The organism is Bradyrhizobium sp. STM 3557, from assembly GCF_045571465.1.
GTDB lineage: Bacteria > Pseudomonadota > Alphaproteobacteria > Rhizobiales > Xanthobacteraceae > Bradyrhizobium.
The window spans coordinates 5,804,165-5,817,120 of record NZ_CP120697.1 but is presented as its reverse complement, the minus strand read 5'-3'; the positions used below and the strand labels follow the sequence as shown (position 1 = coordinate 5,817,120).

20 protein-coding genes are annotated in these 12,956 nt (G+C 64.2%); 8 read left to right on the top strand and 12 right to left on the bottom strand.

The window, feature by feature from the left end; translation table 11 throughout:
• Positions 1–115: 115 nt before the first annotated feature.
• On the top strand, positions 116–820 hold the full coding sequence (locus tag P6U24_RS26945) for a glutathione S-transferase (protein WP_407160597.1): 705 nt from the start codon (positions 116–118) through the stop codon (positions 818–820).
• Positions 821–990: 170 nt separating this feature from the next.
• Here the strand turns inward: P6U24_RS26945 and P6U24_RS26940 are convergent, their stop codons facing one another.
• The 4 genes from P6U24_RS26940 to P6U24_RS26925 all read right to left on the bottom strand — a co-directional run bounded on the left by P6U24_RS26940 (position 991) and on the right by P6U24_RS26925 (position 3,014).
• Positions 991–1,347 carry a GFA family protein gene (locus P6U24_RS26940; RefSeq protein ID WP_407155483.1) on the bottom strand — a complete coding sequence of 119 codons (357 nt, stop codon included), beginning with the start codon at positions 1,345–1,347 and terminating at the stop codon, positions 991–993.
• A 55-nt stretch (positions 1,348–1,402) separates the two neighbouring features.
• Positions 1,403–1,603, bottom strand: a complete 201-nt coding sequence (locus tag P6U24_RS26935) for a hypothetical protein (protein ID WP_407155482.1) — start codon at positions 1,601–1,603, stop codon at positions 1,403–1,405.
• Between the two features lie 145 nt (positions 1,604–1,748).
• Positions 1,749–2,225 (bottom strand): hypothetical protein, encoded by a 477-nt coding sequence (locus P6U24_RS26930; RefSeq protein WP_407160596.1) that lies wholly within the window; start codon positions 2,223–2,225, stop codon positions 1,749–1,751.
• Between the two features lie 111 nt (positions 2,226–2,336).
• Entirely contained in the window at positions 2,337–3,014 is a 678-nt protein-coding gene (locus tag P6U24_RS26925) for an alpha/beta fold hydrolase (protein WP_407155481.1), read from the bottom strand.
• 122 nt (positions 3,015–3,136) lie between these two features.
• Here P6U24_RS26925 and P6U24_RS26920 point away from each other — a divergent pair, with 122 nt between their 5' ends.
• The 4 genes from P6U24_RS26920 (at position 3,137) to P6U24_RS26905 (ending at position 5,484) form a co-directional block, all read left to right on the top strand.
• On the top strand, positions 3,137–3,358 hold the full coding sequence (locus P6U24_RS26920) for a hypothetical protein (RefSeq protein WP_407155480.1): 222 nt from the start codon (positions 3,137–3,139) through the stop codon (positions 3,356–3,358).
• A gap of 6 nt (positions 3,359–3,364) precedes the next feature.
• Positions 3,365–3,607 (top strand): type II toxin-antitoxin system RelE/ParE family toxin, encoded by a 243-nt coding sequence (locus P6U24_RS26915; RefSeq protein ID WP_407155479.1) that lies wholly within the window; start codon positions 3,365–3,367, stop codon positions 3,605–3,607.
• Positions 3,568–3,663 carry a hypothetical protein gene (locus tag P6U24_RS26910; RefSeq protein WP_407155478.1) on the top strand — a complete coding sequence of 32 codons (96 nt, stop codon included), beginning with the start codon at positions 3,568–3,570 and terminating at the stop codon, positions 3,661–3,663. Before P6U24_RS26915 ends, P6U24_RS26910 begins: the two co-directional genes overlap by 40 nt.
• A 165-nt stretch (positions 3,664–3,828) precedes the next feature.
• On the top strand, positions 3,829–5,484 hold the full coding sequence (locus P6U24_RS26905; protein ID WP_407155477.1) for a fumarate hydratase: 1,656 nt from the start codon (positions 3,829–3,831) through the stop codon (positions 5,482–5,484).
• Between the two features lie 146 nt (positions 5,485–5,630).
• Here the strand turns inward: P6U24_RS26905 and P6U24_RS26900 are convergent, their stop codons facing one another.
• The 4 genes from P6U24_RS26900 to P6U24_RS26885 all read right to left on the bottom strand — a co-directional run bounded on the left by P6U24_RS26900 (position 5,631) and on the right by P6U24_RS26885 (position 8,733).
• On the bottom strand, positions 5,631–5,927 hold the full coding sequence (locus tag P6U24_RS26900) for a hypothetical protein (protein ID WP_407155476.1): 297 nt from the start codon (positions 5,925–5,927) through the stop codon (positions 5,631–5,633).
• 100 nt (positions 5,928–6,027) lie between these two features.
• Entirely contained in the window at positions 6,028–6,579 is a 552-nt protein-coding gene (locus tag P6U24_RS26895) for a septation protein IspZ (protein WP_407155475.1), read from the bottom strand.
• A 31-nt stretch (positions 6,580–6,610) separates the two neighbouring features.
• The gene (locus tag P6U24_RS26890; RefSeq protein WP_407155474.1) at positions 6,611–7,186 is read right to left on the bottom strand and encodes a hypothetical protein; all 576 of its coding nucleotides are present in this window, start codon (positions 7,184–7,186) and stop codon (positions 6,611–6,613) included.
• A 137-nt stretch (positions 7,187–7,323) separates the two neighbouring features.
• Positions 7,324–8,733 (bottom strand): carotenoid oxygenase family protein, encoded by a 1,410-nt coding sequence (locus tag P6U24_RS26885; protein ID WP_407155473.1) that lies wholly within the window; start codon positions 8,731–8,733, stop codon positions 7,324–7,326.
• Positions 8,734–8,856: 123 nt separating this feature from the next.
• Here P6U24_RS26885 and P6U24_RS26880 point away from each other — a divergent pair, with 123 nt between their 5' ends.
• Entirely contained in the window at positions 8,857–9,573 is a 717-nt protein-coding gene (locus P6U24_RS26880) for a TetR/AcrR family transcriptional regulator (protein WP_407155472.1), read from the top strand.
• A gap of 12 nt (positions 9,574–9,585) precedes the next feature.
• On the opposite strand, the gene P6U24_RS26875 is transcribed toward P6U24_RS26880, so the two are convergent.
• Positions 9,586–10,221 carry a hypothetical protein gene (locus tag P6U24_RS26875; protein ID WP_407155471.1) on the bottom strand — a complete coding sequence of 212 codons (636 nt, stop codon included), beginning with the start codon at positions 10,219–10,221 and terminating at the stop codon, positions 9,586–9,588.
• A 155-nt stretch (positions 10,222–10,376) separates the two neighbouring features.
• Between P6U24_RS26875 and P6U24_RS26870 the strand changes: the two genes are divergently transcribed.
• Positions 10,377–10,997: an SET domain-containing protein gene (locus tag P6U24_RS26870; RefSeq protein WP_407155470.1), complete on the top strand. Its 621-nt coding sequence runs from the start codon at positions 10,377–10,379 to the stop codon at positions 10,995–10,997.
• Between the two features lie 3 nt (positions 10,998–11,000).
• Here the strand turns inward: P6U24_RS26870 and P6U24_RS26865 are convergent, their stop codons facing one another.
• Genes P6U24_RS26865 through P6U24_RS26855 form a run of 3 tightly spaced genes read right to left on the bottom strand, consistent with a single transcriptional unit; the run spans position 11,001 to position 12,355 of the window.
• Entirely contained in the window at positions 11,001–11,624 is a 624-nt protein-coding gene (locus P6U24_RS26865; RefSeq protein ID WP_407155469.1) for a class I SAM-dependent methyltransferase, read from the bottom strand.
• 18 nt (positions 11,625–11,642) lie between these two features.
• Positions 11,643–11,930 carry a DUF6522 family protein gene (locus P6U24_RS26860; RefSeq protein ID WP_407155468.1) on the bottom strand — a complete coding sequence of 96 codons (288 nt, stop codon included), beginning with the start codon at positions 11,928–11,930 and terminating at the stop codon, positions 11,643–11,645.
• Positions 11,927–12,355 carry an RrF2 family transcriptional regulator gene (locus P6U24_RS26855; RefSeq protein ID WP_407155467.1) on the bottom strand — a complete coding sequence of 143 codons (429 nt, stop codon included), beginning with the start codon at positions 12,353–12,355 and terminating at the stop codon, positions 11,927–11,929. The genes P6U24_RS26860 and P6U24_RS26855 overlap by 4 nt, the downstream gene beginning before the upstream one ends.
• A 96-nt stretch (positions 12,356–12,451) precedes the next feature.
• Between P6U24_RS26855 and P6U24_RS26850 the strand changes: the two genes are divergently transcribed.
• Positions 12,452–12,907 carry a group III truncated hemoglobin gene (locus tag P6U24_RS26850; protein WP_407155466.1) on the top strand — a complete coding sequence of 152 codons (456 nt, stop codon included), beginning with the start codon at positions 12,452–12,454 and terminating at the stop codon, positions 12,905–12,907.
• Positions 12,908–12,956 lie beyond the last annotated feature (49 nt).

Below are 12,956 nucleotides of genomic sequence, written 5' to 3'. Positions count from 1 at the left end.
CGATCCAAGCACATCACGAGAGATGCAAGAGGCGCCGCGGAACCATCCGCGGCGCTTTTGCTTTGGCGGGCGACGACGACGCTCTATGATCCTCATCCCACGCAAGGACGTCATCATGCGCTACGAGCTCTATTACTGGCCCTCGATCCAGGGCCGCGGCGAATATGTGCGGCTCGCGTTGGAGGAGGCAGGCGCCTCCTATCGCGATGTCGCCCGCGAGCCCGGCGGCATGTCGGCAATGACGAAAATGCTTGAGGCGAAAAGCGGGACGCCGCCATTTGCGCCACCGTTCCTGAAAGCGGGCAAGCTCGTGATCGGGCAGGTCGCCAATATCCTGTTCTATCTCGGTCCCCGTCACGACTTGGTGCCGAAATCGGAGGCTGCGCAACTCTGGGTGCACCAGCTTCAGCTTACGGTCACCGACTTCGTGGTCGAGGTGCACGATACGCATCATCCGCTCGGGCCGACGCTGTACTACGAGGATCAGCGCGCCCCGGCCAAGAAGCGGACCGAAGAGTTCTGGAGAGAGCGGGTGCCGAAATTCCTCGGCTATTTCGAGCGCATCCTTAGCGATAACGGTCCCTATATCACCGGGCGCAGGCTCACTTACGTCGATCTCTCATTGTTCCAGAATGTCGAAGGACTGCGCTACGCCTTCCCGCAGCGCATGAAGGCATTCGAGCGCAGGATCCCATGCCTGATCGCGCTGCATGACCGCGTCGCCGCGCGGCCCAATATCGCCGCGTATCTTTCGAGCGAGCGGCGGATCCCGTTCAACGAGGACGACATCTTCCGCCGCTACAAGCCGCTGGACGCCTAGCTAAGCTTGCTGCATCGGTAACCCTCGTGGTGAGGAGGCGCGTTGGCGCCGTCCCGAACCATGAGCCCCGATTGCACTGTCCTGGCTCATCCTTCGAGACGCTTGGCCTTCCAAGTTCCTCGGGATGAGGAGAAGCGGCGGTTACGACGCGGTAGGACTGAACGGCCGGACTACAGGGCCCTGCCGTCGATCGGCGTCATCGTGAGCTTGGCCAGTTCGATACCGTCGATGCAGCTCACATTCAGCGCCACGACCTCGCTGCCGTCGGGCTTGCGGCCGCGCGCGAACACCTCGACGCCGCAGTCGACGCAGAGCTGATGCCGGATTGCATGCCGGTTGAAGAGATATTCGTGCAGGTTCTCCTCGCCGGCGCGGAGTTGAAACGCGGCGGGTGGCAGGAAGGTGAAATGCAGTCCCTTCTTGGTGCAGATCGAGCAATTGCAGGCCGTGACCATGGCAAGATCCGTGGTGCATTCGAAACGCACCTGACCGCAATGGCAGCCGCCCGTATAGGTTCTCTCGGTCATCCCTGATCCTCCTTTTGGCGGATGGATCAAGATATCACGGGCCGAGACGTTCCCGTCAGACCAGCATGTCGACCCGGGTGCCCTGGCCCGGCGGCAGCGGCGCTCGCGCCGATTGCTGTTGTTCGGCGGCGACATCGTCGCCATCCTTGTCAGCCTTGAGCGCCGGGCTCTGCTGAGCGGCGGTCTGCTGCGACGATGACGCCGACGGATCGGAGGGCGGCGGCGGTGGTGTGCTCGAAACGGTCGAAACGGACATGGTCCATCTCCTGGCTTGTGTCGTGACAAGCGTTGCCTGGAGGTGGCGAAAGCTTCGTCAAACAAATCGCTAAAATTGCGCGCAATCCGTCACAGCGCACGACGGATGGTGAACGTTGCCCTGCGCAATCGGCCGCTTTACGCGCCTATTGGTCCTTGCTGCGGGAGATCGTGATCGAAGATTCGGTTTTGGTCCTGGTGCAGCGCATGTCGAGCCGGCGATAACGGATCGAGACATCATCGCCATGCAGGAAGCCCATGCGGCGGATGCAGCGGGTGGCCCCGCGCTGCATGTCGTCCTTCGGCAGCGTGAAGACGATAGCAGACGCGCTCGCAATCAAATCGACGAAGGCGGCCGACGGCTTGCGGTCGGCTTTCGCGAACAGCTGGTTGCTGAAATTCTTGCTCGAGCAGCCAAGTGTTATCTCGCGCGCCTTGGGATGCGCGAGATAAATGGTGCCGGCCGCGGTCTGGCCGATGCGCATGCTGTCGATCTGATCCTTCAGATGTTGGGCGAGATCGTCGCACCGGTCGGCGGCGCTGGCCGGCTGAGCGGCGGCGAGCACCGTCGATCCGACCAGCGCGCACAAGAAGGCCCTGCGCAGAAATGGCTTAAATGTCATCATGAATACCCCCGCGCCATTGAAGCCTGCGCGCAGACCGCGCGCAAGCACCGATCCGTCATCGCTGTGCAAGACTGGAAGGCGTGTGACCGACGCGCTCCGCAGGCCGCATCACGACGGGATCAGGTCATGGGCAACGTCGGTCAGCACCTGGAAGATCTCGTCAGGCGCGTGGTGGACCAGGTCATGGACGGAGGCGATGGTGCGCACGGTCCAGGCGGGATCGCTGCGCAGCCGCTCATATTGGGCCGTGAAGGGCGTCGCGCTCCAGCCGGTGGCATAGACGAAGACGCGAGGGAGCTGCGGCGCAGGGCGTGTGAGGCGAAGGCTCTGCACGAAGGTGCCGAGCGGATGCGGCCGGCAACGCGGATCGACCCCATCGCGCGGCATCACGGTCAACCCATCGTGCGCGGCGCCCGCGATCGCCAGCCGACGATAGGCATCGCCGGCGAGATCCCACCAGGCTTGACCATGCTCCGGCGCGAACGCATCGAGATAGATCAGCGCGGCGAGCCGCTCGGGCGCGCGATCGGCGACCCCGGTCGCGACCATGCCGCCATAGCTGTGCGCGCACAGAATGACCTCTGTGAGGTCTTGGTCCGACAACAGCTCCAGCACGTCGGCGATATGTGTCTCCAGATTGATGCGGGCGGCGGGGGCGGGCGTTTCCTCCAGTCCGCTCAAGGTGAGCGCGTAGGCCGCATGACCGGTCTCTCGAAGCCGCGCCGCCAGCGGCTCATACCACCAGCCGCCGCGCCAACCGCCGGGAATGAGGACGAAAGTTGCCACGTGATCCTCCGTAACGCCATGCCGGGCATGTCTCGATCAGTTCCCGAGTTGCACTCTAACAGGGCTGTCAAGAGCCAAAGAGAAGGCCTTCTACCGCGCTCCGCCCATGCTAGAATATCGGCATGACCAAGTTGCTCGAGCAGGCTTTACGAGAGGTCCACCAGTTGTCGGCCGAGGATCAGAACGCCGCAGCCGGAGCGCTCCTCGACTATGTCAAACACATGCGTGATGTCGGGTTGACGGATGCGCAGCTTGAAGAAGTCCGCCGCCGGAGGACAAACCCGGATCGCAAAATTGTGTCCCACGCCAAGGCGCGGGAGCGCATTGGTCGGCTGGGCTCCTGATCGCGAATGAAGCTGGTTTTCGATGATCAGGCCCTTGCGGATATCGAGAACATTTACAGCTGGATTTCACAGGATAGTCCCTCGGCAGCGAAGACAGTCGTCAATCGGCTGTTCAGCAGCATTGAGTTATTGATCTCTTTTCCGCTGATCGGCCATGCCGGCCGCGGCCCGGGACGTCCGAATGGGTCGTGCCGCGACTTCCCTATATCGTGGTCTATGAGGTCGATCGGACGGCTGAGCAGGTCCTGATCACGGCGGTATTTCATGGTGCGCAGGCTCGAGATGGCGAAGCCGATGGCCCATGATTTTGGCCTGCCGGCGATGCGCGTCGCAATGAGGTCTCCGGATGGCGGATGGCCACGTCACGAAAGGGCATCCGAACCTTCCTTTTCCGCCAAAAGAGCTTAGAACGGCTCTATCGCCGGGCGCCCCGATAGGCGTCTTTCGGCCTTTCAACCCGTGAGCTGTCCATGAACGCGCCGACTGCCTTTCCCGACCAGAGCAAGCCTGTTCCGCCTTACAAGCATACGCCGCTGTTTCCGCTTGGAGCCGACACCACGCCGTACAAGAAGATCACGAGCGAGGGCGTGCGGGTCGAGAAGGTGCTGGGCCGCGACATGCTGGTGGTGTCGCGCGAGGCCCTGCGGGCGCTGTCGGAAGCGGCCTTCGGCGAGATCAATCACTATCTGCGGCCGGGACATCTGAAGCAGCTCCGGAGTATCCTAGACGACGCGGAGGCGAGCCCGAACGACAAGTTCGTCGCGCTGGATTTCCTGAAGAACGCCAACATCGCCGCCGGCGGCGTGCTGCCGATGTGCCAGGATACCGGCACTGCGATCATCATGGGCAAGAAGGGCTGCAACGTCATCACCGATGGCGACGACGAGGCGGCGCTCTCCGAAGGCGCGCGTGATGCATATTTGCGCCGGAACCTGCGCTATTCGCAGGTCGCGCCACTCTCGATGTATGAGGAGAAGAACACCGCCAACAACATGCCGGCGCAGACCGAGATTTACGCGGAGGGTGACGACGCCTACAAGTTCATGTTCATGGCCAAAGGCGGGGGCTCGGCCAACAAGAGCTTCCTGTTCCAGGCGACGCCATCGGTGCTGACCAAGGACCGGCTGCTGGCGTTCCTGAAGGAGAAGATCCTGACGCTCGGCACCGCGGCGTGCCCGCCTTATCACCTCGCCATCGTCATCGGCGGCACCTCGGCCGAGCTCTGCATGAAGACGGTGAAGCTCGCCTCCGCGCGCTATCTCGACGCACTGCCGACCCACGGCTCGCCTGATGGCAACGCCTTCCGCGACCTCGAGATGGAGCAGGACATCCACAAGATGACGCAAAGCCTCGGCGTCGGCGCGCAATTCGGCGGCAAGTATTTCTGCCACGACGTCCGCGTCATCCGCATGCCGCGTCACGGCGCAAGCTTGCCGATCGGGCTTGGCGTGTCCTGCTCGGCGGATCGCCAGGTGCTCGGCAAGATCACCAAGGACGGCGTCTATATCGAGGAGCTCGAGCACAATCCGGCCCAATATCTGCCGGAGGTGGAGCAGGCGCTCGGCGGCGAGGTGGTGAAGATCGATCTCAACCAGCCGATGAAGGACATTCTCGCCACCTTGTCGAAATATCCGACCAAGACGCGGCTGTCGCTGACCGGCACCATGATCGTGGCGCGCGATTCCGCCCATGCCAAGCTGCGCGAACGGCTGGAGAAGGGCGAGCCGCTGCCCGACTATTTCAAGAACCACCCGATCTATTATGCGGGGCCCGCCAAGACGCCCGAAGGCTATGCGTCGGGCGCGTTCGGGCCGACCACCGCGGGCCGCATGGATTCGTTCGTCGATCAGTTCCAGGCGGCCGGCGGCTCGATGGTGATGGTCGCCAAGGGCAACCGCGCCCCTAGCGTGCGCGAGGCCTGCAAGAAATATGGCGGCTTCTATCTCGGCTCGATCGGCGGCGCGGCGGCGAACCTCGCCGAGCACTGCATCAAGAAGGTCGAGGTGGTGGAATATCCCGAGCTTGGGATGGAAGCGATCTGGCGGATCGAGGTCGTCGACTTCCCGGCCTTCATCATCATCGACGACAAGGGCAACGACTTCTTCAAGGAGCTCAACCTGGGCTGATGCTGAGCATCGTCGTTGCGAGGAGCGTTAGCGACGAAGCAATCCAGACTTTCTTAGGCGCTGGATTGCTTCCGCCGTCGCCCCGGGGGCTTTGGCGGACACGTCGCTTACGCTTGCAATGACGTCCGTGAGGGCAGGCTTTGAATTCAAGCCCGCGTACCGGTGAAGGGGAACGAGCCCATGAAGCCGATACCCATGTCGCCGGAGATGGAATCGCCCGAGACCTTGCCGGTGAATTCGAGCGTGAGCGGCATCGGGTTCGTGATCGAGACCTTCCAGGCGACGTCGTCGCCATTGACGCTGCCGTCGAAAATCTCCGCTGAATCACCGTCCGCGGCCTGCGTGCCCGTCAGCGTGCTGCCGGAACTCGCCAGGGTCAGGGTCGCGGTCCGCTCGCCCATCGGTGTATTCAAGGTGAGATTCCAATTGCCGTCGACAGCCATCTGATCATGCTCCCTGGGGTTGCCTGTCTCAGCATCGAGAGCCGAGACGTCTTTCGACCGACCCTATAGCGCATCTTTCACGATAAGCCCATTGCGGCGATCAGGCGCGCGCGGCGCGAATGCGATGGGTGACGAGCAGGCGGAAGGTGACGTACTGGATGGCGAAGGCCGCGATCTTGGCGCCGACCGCGACAAAGGAGATGTAGAACGCCCACAGCTTGAGGTCGCCGCTCAAGGCCACGGCGATGGTGCCGAGACCGAGCGCGAACAACAAGGCCGCCCAGGCGTAGCCGGCGATATCGACCGCTGTCGGAATGGTCTCGGCCACGATCGGCGGCACGTAGCGCAGCATCCAGCCGCGCTTGAGCATGATGGCGCCGACAGCAAAATGCGCGATCGCGGGCTTGGCGAACATGAAGCGGGGATCGTTGGTGAGAAGTGTCACCGTGCCGAGCACGACCACGAGTCCAAGGCTGGCATAGGTCATGAAGCCGAGCGGCCGGCCTTTGATACGGGAATAAGCGACCTGAGCAATGGCCGCCGCGATGGCAACCGACGTTCCGAGGAGCGCATTGCCTGTGATCAGATAGAGCACGAGAAAGACGAGGGCGGACAGGAAGTCGGTGCCCAGCTGGAGTAAGGCGTCTTTCATCGGTCGCATCCTCTCGGGTGACAGGTGGTTGTTATTTCGCGGCCAGCATGGCGCCGGCCTGTTGGTGTGCGCTCTTGAGGCGATAATAGGCCGGATACCATCGGGTGAAATAGAGCGCGGAATTACGGGCGGCGAAAGCGATCGCAAGCCCGGCCCAGATTGGCAGGCCCGGCACGTAGATCATCGTGAGGTTGGCGGCGATCATCAAGGCGGTCGCCAGTGCCCAGGCGCCCGATATCACGTAGTTGGCGCGCCGGAAGCCCGCCATCGCGGCGGTCTCGGCCGGCTCCGCTTCCAGCGCATATTGCAGGGTGAAGGGGAAGCGGGCGAGGATCGAGCCGAGCGCGATCGCAAAGACGCCGCCATCGACCGCCAGATGCATGGCGGCAGCGCTCATCTCGGGATCGACGAGGCCGCGATAACAGGCGAGGCCCGCGAAGACGATCGCGGACCCTGCGCTGAGCAGCTTGAGCGAGCGCCCGCGGGCGAGATCGATTCCGATCGCCGCGAGGCAAAGCGCCGCGCCAACCACGACGCTCAGCGTCGGCGAGATCAGCATCAACGCCGCATGGGCGACATAGGGCAGCATGATCAGGATGGTCGTCATGGCCGGCTCCCGGCGTAATCTTTACGTTGGAAAGATCAGTAGCGCAGGCGCGACCTTGCCGTCAAGCGAAATCTAGACGGTGTCAAGATTCGCCGGACGGTATTCTGGAAGGTTTCACAGCTTCCCGGGTGGGGCAATCACGCCGCGCCGACCCAGTTGCCATGAAAGCCGTCGGGCACGCGGTGGCCGAGATGGACCAGCGCTGCGGGACCGGACCCGATGTCGGTGGCGTTGAAGATGGCAAGGTCGCTGCAATTGGTCGCCGCGCGCCAGACCACGCTGAGCAGCCAGCCATCGCCCTCGGCGGCATCATCGCCGCGTGGCACGAACACCGGCTCGGACAGCGTGTCGCCCTCCGGCAGCAGGTAGGCGGCCTTGCGCCTGCCGTGGCGGTCGACATGGGCAATGCCCGAGAACCCATCGAAAGCCGGCGTGTCGGGATTGACGCAGGCATACCAGCCGTGCTGGCTGATCAGGCCCGCGCGCCGATCGTCGATGCGCGGGAATTCGCCGGTGAGGTCGTCGAGATAGGTTTGGGTGAAGCGGTCGGTGTGGCCTGCGAGATCGAAGCTCCAGCGGCAGAGCCGGGCGCGGGACTTCTGCGGATCGGTGGGGCGGCCGTCGGGATGCGGAAACAGCGGCGGCTCGTCGAACTGCATGACGTCGGCGATGATGCGGCCGCCGTCCTCCCAGGCGTTCATGACATGGAAGACATAGCAGCTCTCGGCGCGGAACCAGACGATGTCCCGGGCGTCGCCGCTTCGCTTCATGACGCCGACGAAGGCGCCGTTGTCCGGCTCCCAGGCATAGGGCGGACGGCCTGACATCGCGCGGTCCATGCTGCCGGTGATCGGCAGCACCGGAAACAGCACGTGGTTTGCCGTGACGATGAAGTCGTGCACCATGCTGGCATAGGGCGCCTCGAAGCGCGTGAGGCGCGTCAGCTCGCCGGCCGCACTGATGGTCCCGAACGACAGCGTCGGCGTGAGCGGGCCGGAGGCGTTGTAGCCGAAGAACACCATCTCGCCGCTGACCGGATCGATCTTGGGATGCGCGGTGAAGGCGCCCCGGAGTCGGCCGTCATAGTCCTGGTAGCCAAGGGTGGCGAGCGTGCCGGGCGCGATTTCGGTTGGCAGATGCGCTTCTTCCAGCGCCAGCAGGCGGCCGGCATGGAAGATGATGTTCGTGTTGGCGACGCCGCCGTCGGTGAGCGTCACTGGTGCGTCCGGCAGCTTGCGGCCGAAGCCGCCGAACAGCGCCCGGCCGGCATCGTGCTCGGCGAGCCATTTCGGCGTGCGGACCCAGCGATTGCGATAGGAGGCGCGGCCATCCTCCAGGTGAAAGGCGTGCAGCATGCCATCGCCGACGAACCAATGCGCGCCAGGGGACTCGAACTGCGGGTTGGGGCCGTTGCGATAGAGGGTACCATTGAGCTCGCGCGGCAACTCGCCTGATATCTTCAGGAAGGGTGCGTCGCATTCGAACGGGATCGGCGCGAGATTGCTGCGCGGCTCGCGCGCGGCGCCTCGCGTGAGAGCGCTCGTCATGTCCTGATCCATGTGGCTTCCCCGCCTAGTTATCTTTACATCGTAAAGATAACGCTAAGCCTGATGCGCATGATCGTCAAGCCAAATCTTTACGATGTCAAAATGACGGCGTATGAAGGAGGAATGACACGACAGAAAGAAGCCGCCCGCCCGCGTCCCCGTCGTCCAGCCTCCGCGAGCCGCGCCGCCCAGCCCAAACGCAGCGCTCGGACGAGAGGCGGTGGGGAGGCCGCGCCGTACCATCACGGCGCGCTGCGCGAGGCGCTGTTGAAGGCGGCGGAGACGGTGCTCCGGCGCGACGGGCTCGCCGGTCTCACTTTGCGCGCAGTCGCCCGCGAGGCCGGCGTGTCGCATGCCGCGCCGACGCATCATTTCGGCGACCTGACCGGGCTGCTCAGCGAGCTTGCGGCGATCGGCTTTCAGCGCTTCGGCGCGGCGATGCAGGCCGCGATCGCAGCCGCGCCGCCGGCAGAGAAGGGGCTCGCATCGGCGCGCGCCTATGTTGCCTATGCGCAGGCCAATCCGGGCATGTACAGCCTGATGTTCCGCCACGAGCGACTGGACTATGCCCGGCCGTCGCTGCACGCGGCGGCGGAAGCCTCCTTTATGGGGCTGGCCCGCGCGGTTGGGGCGGCACACCCGGGACAGATCACCGACGGCAGGCTGTCGCTCGACGAAGCCGGCAGGATCGTCCACGCTTGGTCGTTGGTGCATGGCTATGCCATGCTGCTGCTCGATGGCCGCCTCACCGAGATGCTGCGCCGTGCGCCGGCCGGAACGACGCCGGAGACGCTGCTGCATGCGATGCTGAAGGCGAGCAGGCCGCCGCAACCGGGCTAGGGCAACGAGAAACTAGCGCTGCATGGCGAGCTCGATCGCCCGACCGCTCTTGCCAATGACCTTCACCTGGTCCTTGCCGCACGTGAAGCTACGCGCGGACTCGTCGGCGGCCTTCCGCGCCAGTTCGTTCGCGTTCGGATTGGCGGCGGCATCGACGTAGGCGACGTGGCAGACGCCGCCGGGCGACAGCCGCGTGACAATCAATAGCGCCTTGTCGCGTGGCCGGCCGTTCTTGTCCTGATCGGTCTGATCCGCGAGCTGCCAGCGTTGAATGATGGCAATCGGCTCGCTGCCGGCCATCCGCCATTCGATCCGCGGAGCGGCCGAGTTGAACGGCGCGAACCAAGCCTCCGCAGCCGGTTCCTTGGCGGCCTCGGCGAGAGTGTGGCCGATCGAGACAGTCTGTCTCATATCGACGACATCGACTGATACCACGAACCCCGACTTGCCGCGACAAACGCGCGAGGAGTGGTCGTCGGCCTCCTTCTTGCCGTCGCTCCAGCAGTTGGCTGCAGCGGCGCTGGAATAGCTGCTGCCGAATACGGGTTTTGCGGAACTGTCCTGCGTGCTGGCGGTCAGAGCGCCTGCGGCTGCAAGCGTTACGGCGACGGCCGAGCACACGATCAATCGCTGATGATGCGTTCTCATAGGCTCTAATCAGACCTGCAACGATGGCCATTGTTCGGCGGGCCTGGGTTGGGGACAGGGCGACAAAGCGACCGGAAGGACCTGACATTGAGGCGGATTTGTCCTAGAAGGGCGGGCTTGAATCATCCCTGCGTGTCTTCTGGCCTCCACGGATCATGCCCGCTATCCCGCCGTCCAAACCCTACCGCATCGGCCGTTCCAAGACTGGTCTCGGCCTGTTCGCCACCAAGCCGATCAAGAAGGGCGAGAAGATCATCCGCTATTTCGGCCCGATCCTCGACTCCAAGAAGGAGGACGAGGATGCGATCGAGAACAAATATCTGTTCGAGCTGACCAACCGCTGGACCATCGATGGCTCGGTTCGCGAGAACATCGCCCGCTACATCAATCATTCCTGCAAGCCGAACGCCGAATCCGACGTCAAGCCCCGCAAGCGCAAGGTGTTTATCCGCGCCATCAAGAACATCGAGCCCGGCGAGGAGATCAACTACGATTACGGCACCGACTACTTCAAGGCCTACCTGAAGCCGATTGGCTGCAAGTGCGACGCCTGCGAGAAGAAGCGAGCCAAGAAGCGCGCCGAGGCGAGAGCCGAGAAGGCCCGCCTGAAAGAGAAGGAAGAGCGCAAGGCCGAGCGGAAGGCCGAGAAGCTCGCTAAGAAGACGAAGGCGTCGAAGAAGGCCAAGGCGTCTTCTGGCAAGACCAAGCGTGCATCTGATGGTGCCGGCAAGCGGACCAAGGGCAAGGCCCTGAACGGCCATCGCGTCTCGGTCTAACGCCTAAGCGCGGTCACTCCTGACCAACGCCAGCGTCGTCCAGGTCACGCCGGCCGAATGGTTCTGCATGCCGAGCGAGCCGCCGTGATGCTCGAACACGCAGCGCAGGCCAAGCGGCGCGGCAAGCGCGGTCACATCCTCGGCAGCGACGTCGAACATGCGCCGTCCTGGTGGCACCGGGCCATGGCGGAGCCGCATGATCAGGAGGCCCTTGGGAGCAAGCAGGCTTGCGACGTTCGGCATCGCGCGGGCGCGCTCGTCCGCATCGAGATGCATCAGCACCGCGGTCATCATGATCAGGTCGAACGGATCATGGCGTGCGCGCAGGGCCGCAAGCTCCGGCAGGGAGTCGTCCACCCAGGCGATGCGGGGCGAGGGGTGCAGCGTCATGGCGCGCAGCCGCAGCGCGTCAGTCGGCTCGACCGCAACGACCTGGTGTCCCTGGGCGGCGAACCATGCGGCGTCGCGCCCGGTGCCGGCGCCGATGTCGAGCACACGCGCGGGCGCGCTCGGCAAGAGGTGCAGCACCGCGCGATGAACGTCCTGCGCGGCGAGACTCTCATAGCGGGCGAAGAGATCGTCGGCTTCGGCCGCGTAGCCTTCGGTGCCGCCGACATCTTCCGCCACGCCAATGCCCTCCGATGATTAGCCGCCCCGATGCACGGATGCGGGCAGCGGCGCCTCGCCGAAATCGAGCGCCGATCGCTGCACAATGAAGCCGTGCTGATCGACGATCAAGCGAAACCGCCGGTGCGCAGAGAAGAAGGTGAGACGATGCCGGCCAAGGTCGGTATCAACGCCGCGTTCGACCACGCTGGTGATGCGGCCGGCTTGCATTTCCTCGCGGAAGAGCGGCAGCGCCATGCCGAGCCCCTCGGCGATGATGGTGGCATCGACCTGGATGGAGTCGTCCTCGAAGTCGACCTTCGTCATGTCGCGGCCGCAAGCTTTCGCGTCGGCGCCGGATAGGCGCATTCGGCCAGTGTCGTCGTATCGAGCTCGCGCAGAAAGGCTTCGCGCGCGGCTGCGAGCTTGGCTTTCAATCGGCAGCGCGGGGTCAGCATGCAGCCGCCGCCATCGGCGCGGAAGCATTCCACCAGCGCCTCTTCCTCCAGCGCCCGTACCACCTCGCCGAGCGTGATCGATCGGGCGGGGCGTGCCAGCGTGAAGCCGCCGCCGACCCCGCGCTGGGTCGTGATGAAGCCGCTTCCCGCGAGGTCGCGCACGACCTTGGCGAGGTGGTTCCGCGAAATGCCGAACTCAGCGGCGATTTCCGCGGTCGCAAACGATCGTGCCGGTTCGCCCGCCAGTCGCATCAAGGTGCGCAAGGCAAAATCCGTGAACATCGTCAGGTGCATGGCTGACCTCGAGACGGCCGGAACCCAAAATTCGGCTTTGCAGGCGGAGCATAGCGCGTTAAATAGGCATTTGAAATACTTATTTCGGAGACAGCAATGGAAGGCGACGAGCGCCGCGCGCGGATCACAGCCGAGATCGTAGCGCGGACCGGGATCACGGAGGCCATGATCGAGCGTCTGGTGCATGCGTTCTACGACAAGGTACGGGCCGATGCCGTGCTCGGGCCGGTGTTCGACGCGCGCATCCAGGATTGGGGGCCGCACCTAAAGCAGATGTGTGCATTCTGGTCGTCGGTGGCCCTGATGACCGGACGTTATCACGGCACGCCGATGGTCAAGCACGCGCCGCTTCCGGTCGATGCCGCGCATTTCGATCGCTGGCTCGAATTGTTCGAGCAGACCGCGCGCGAGACCTGCCCGCCGGAAGCAGAGGCGCATTTCGTCGAGCGCGCCAGGCGCATTGCCGCCAGCCTCGAGCTCGGCATCGCCAACGCCAATGGCGTGATGCTCGGCATCGGCGAGCGCTTCCGGCGGTCGGAAGCCGTTCAGTAATAATCACCGTCGCGCGGGCAAGCCCACGCGACGGCTCGCATCGATCGCG

Bases quoted from the DNA above. Each gene is read 5' to 3' on its own strand.
- P6U24_RS26850 (WP_407155466.1), top strand. From the start codon at position 12,452: ATGGAAGGCGACGAGCGCCGCGCGCGGATCACAGCCGAGATCGTAGCG.
- P6U24_RS26855 (WP_407155467.1), bottom strand. From the start codon at position 12,355: ATGCACCTGACGATGTTCACGGATTTTGCCTTGCGCACCTTGATGCGA.
- P6U24_RS26880 (WP_407155472.1), top strand. From the start codon at position 8,857: ATGACACGACAGAAAGAAGCCGCCCGCCCGCGTCCCCGTCGTCCAGCC.
- P6U24_RS26935 (WP_407155482.1), bottom strand. From the start codon at position 1,603: ATGTCCGTTTCGACCGTTTCGAGCACACCACCGCCGCCGCCCTCCGAT.
- P6U24_RS26915 (WP_407155479.1), top strand. From the start codon at position 3,365: ATGAAGCTGGTTTTCGATGATCAGGCCCTTGCGGATATCGAGAACATT.
- P6U24_RS26885 (WP_407155473.1), bottom strand. From the start codon at position 8,733: ATGACGAGCGCTCTCACGCGAGGCGCCGCGCGCGAGCCGCGCAGCAAT.
- P6U24_RS26920 (WP_407155480.1), top strand. From the start codon at position 3,137: ATGACCAAGTTGCTCGAGCAGGCTTTACGAGAGGTCCACCAGTTGTCG.
- P6U24_RS26895 (WP_407155475.1), bottom strand. From the start codon at position 6,579: ATGAAAGACGCCTTACTCCAGCTGGGCACCGACTTCCTGTCCGCCCTC.
- P6U24_RS26860 (WP_407155468.1), bottom strand. From the start codon at position 11,930: ATGACGAAGGTCGACTTCGAGGACGACTCCATCCAGGTCGATGCCACC.
- P6U24_RS26890 (WP_407155474.1), bottom strand. From the start codon at position 7,186: ATGACGACCATCCTGATCATGCTGCCCTATGTCGCCCATGCGGCGTTG.
- P6U24_RS26875 (WP_407155471.1), bottom strand. From the start codon at position 10,221: ATGAGAACGCATCATCAGCGATTGATCGTGTGCTCGGCCGTCGCCGTA.
- P6U24_RS26870 (WP_407155470.1), top strand. From the start codon at position 10,377: ATGCCCGCTATCCCGCCGTCCAAACCCTACCGCATCGGCCGTTCCAAG.
- P6U24_RS26940 (WP_407155483.1), bottom strand. From the start codon at position 1,347: ATGACCGAGAGAACCTATACGGGCGGCTGCCATTGCGGTCAGGTGCGT.
- P6U24_RS26945 (WP_407160597.1), top strand. From the start codon at position 116: ATGCGCTACGAGCTCTATTACTGGCCCTCGATCCAGGGCCGCGGCGAA.
- P6U24_RS26900 (WP_407155476.1), bottom strand. From the start codon at position 5,927: ATGGCTGTCGACGGCAATTGGAATCTCACCTTGAATACACCGATGGGC.
- P6U24_RS26905 (WP_407155477.1), top strand. From the start codon at position 3,829: ATGAACGCGCCGACTGCCTTTCCCGACCAGAGCAAGCCTGTTCCGCCT.
- P6U24_RS26930 (WP_407160596.1), bottom strand. From the start codon at position 2,225: ATGACATTTAAGCCATTTCTGCGCAGGGCCTTCTTGTGCGCGCTGGTC.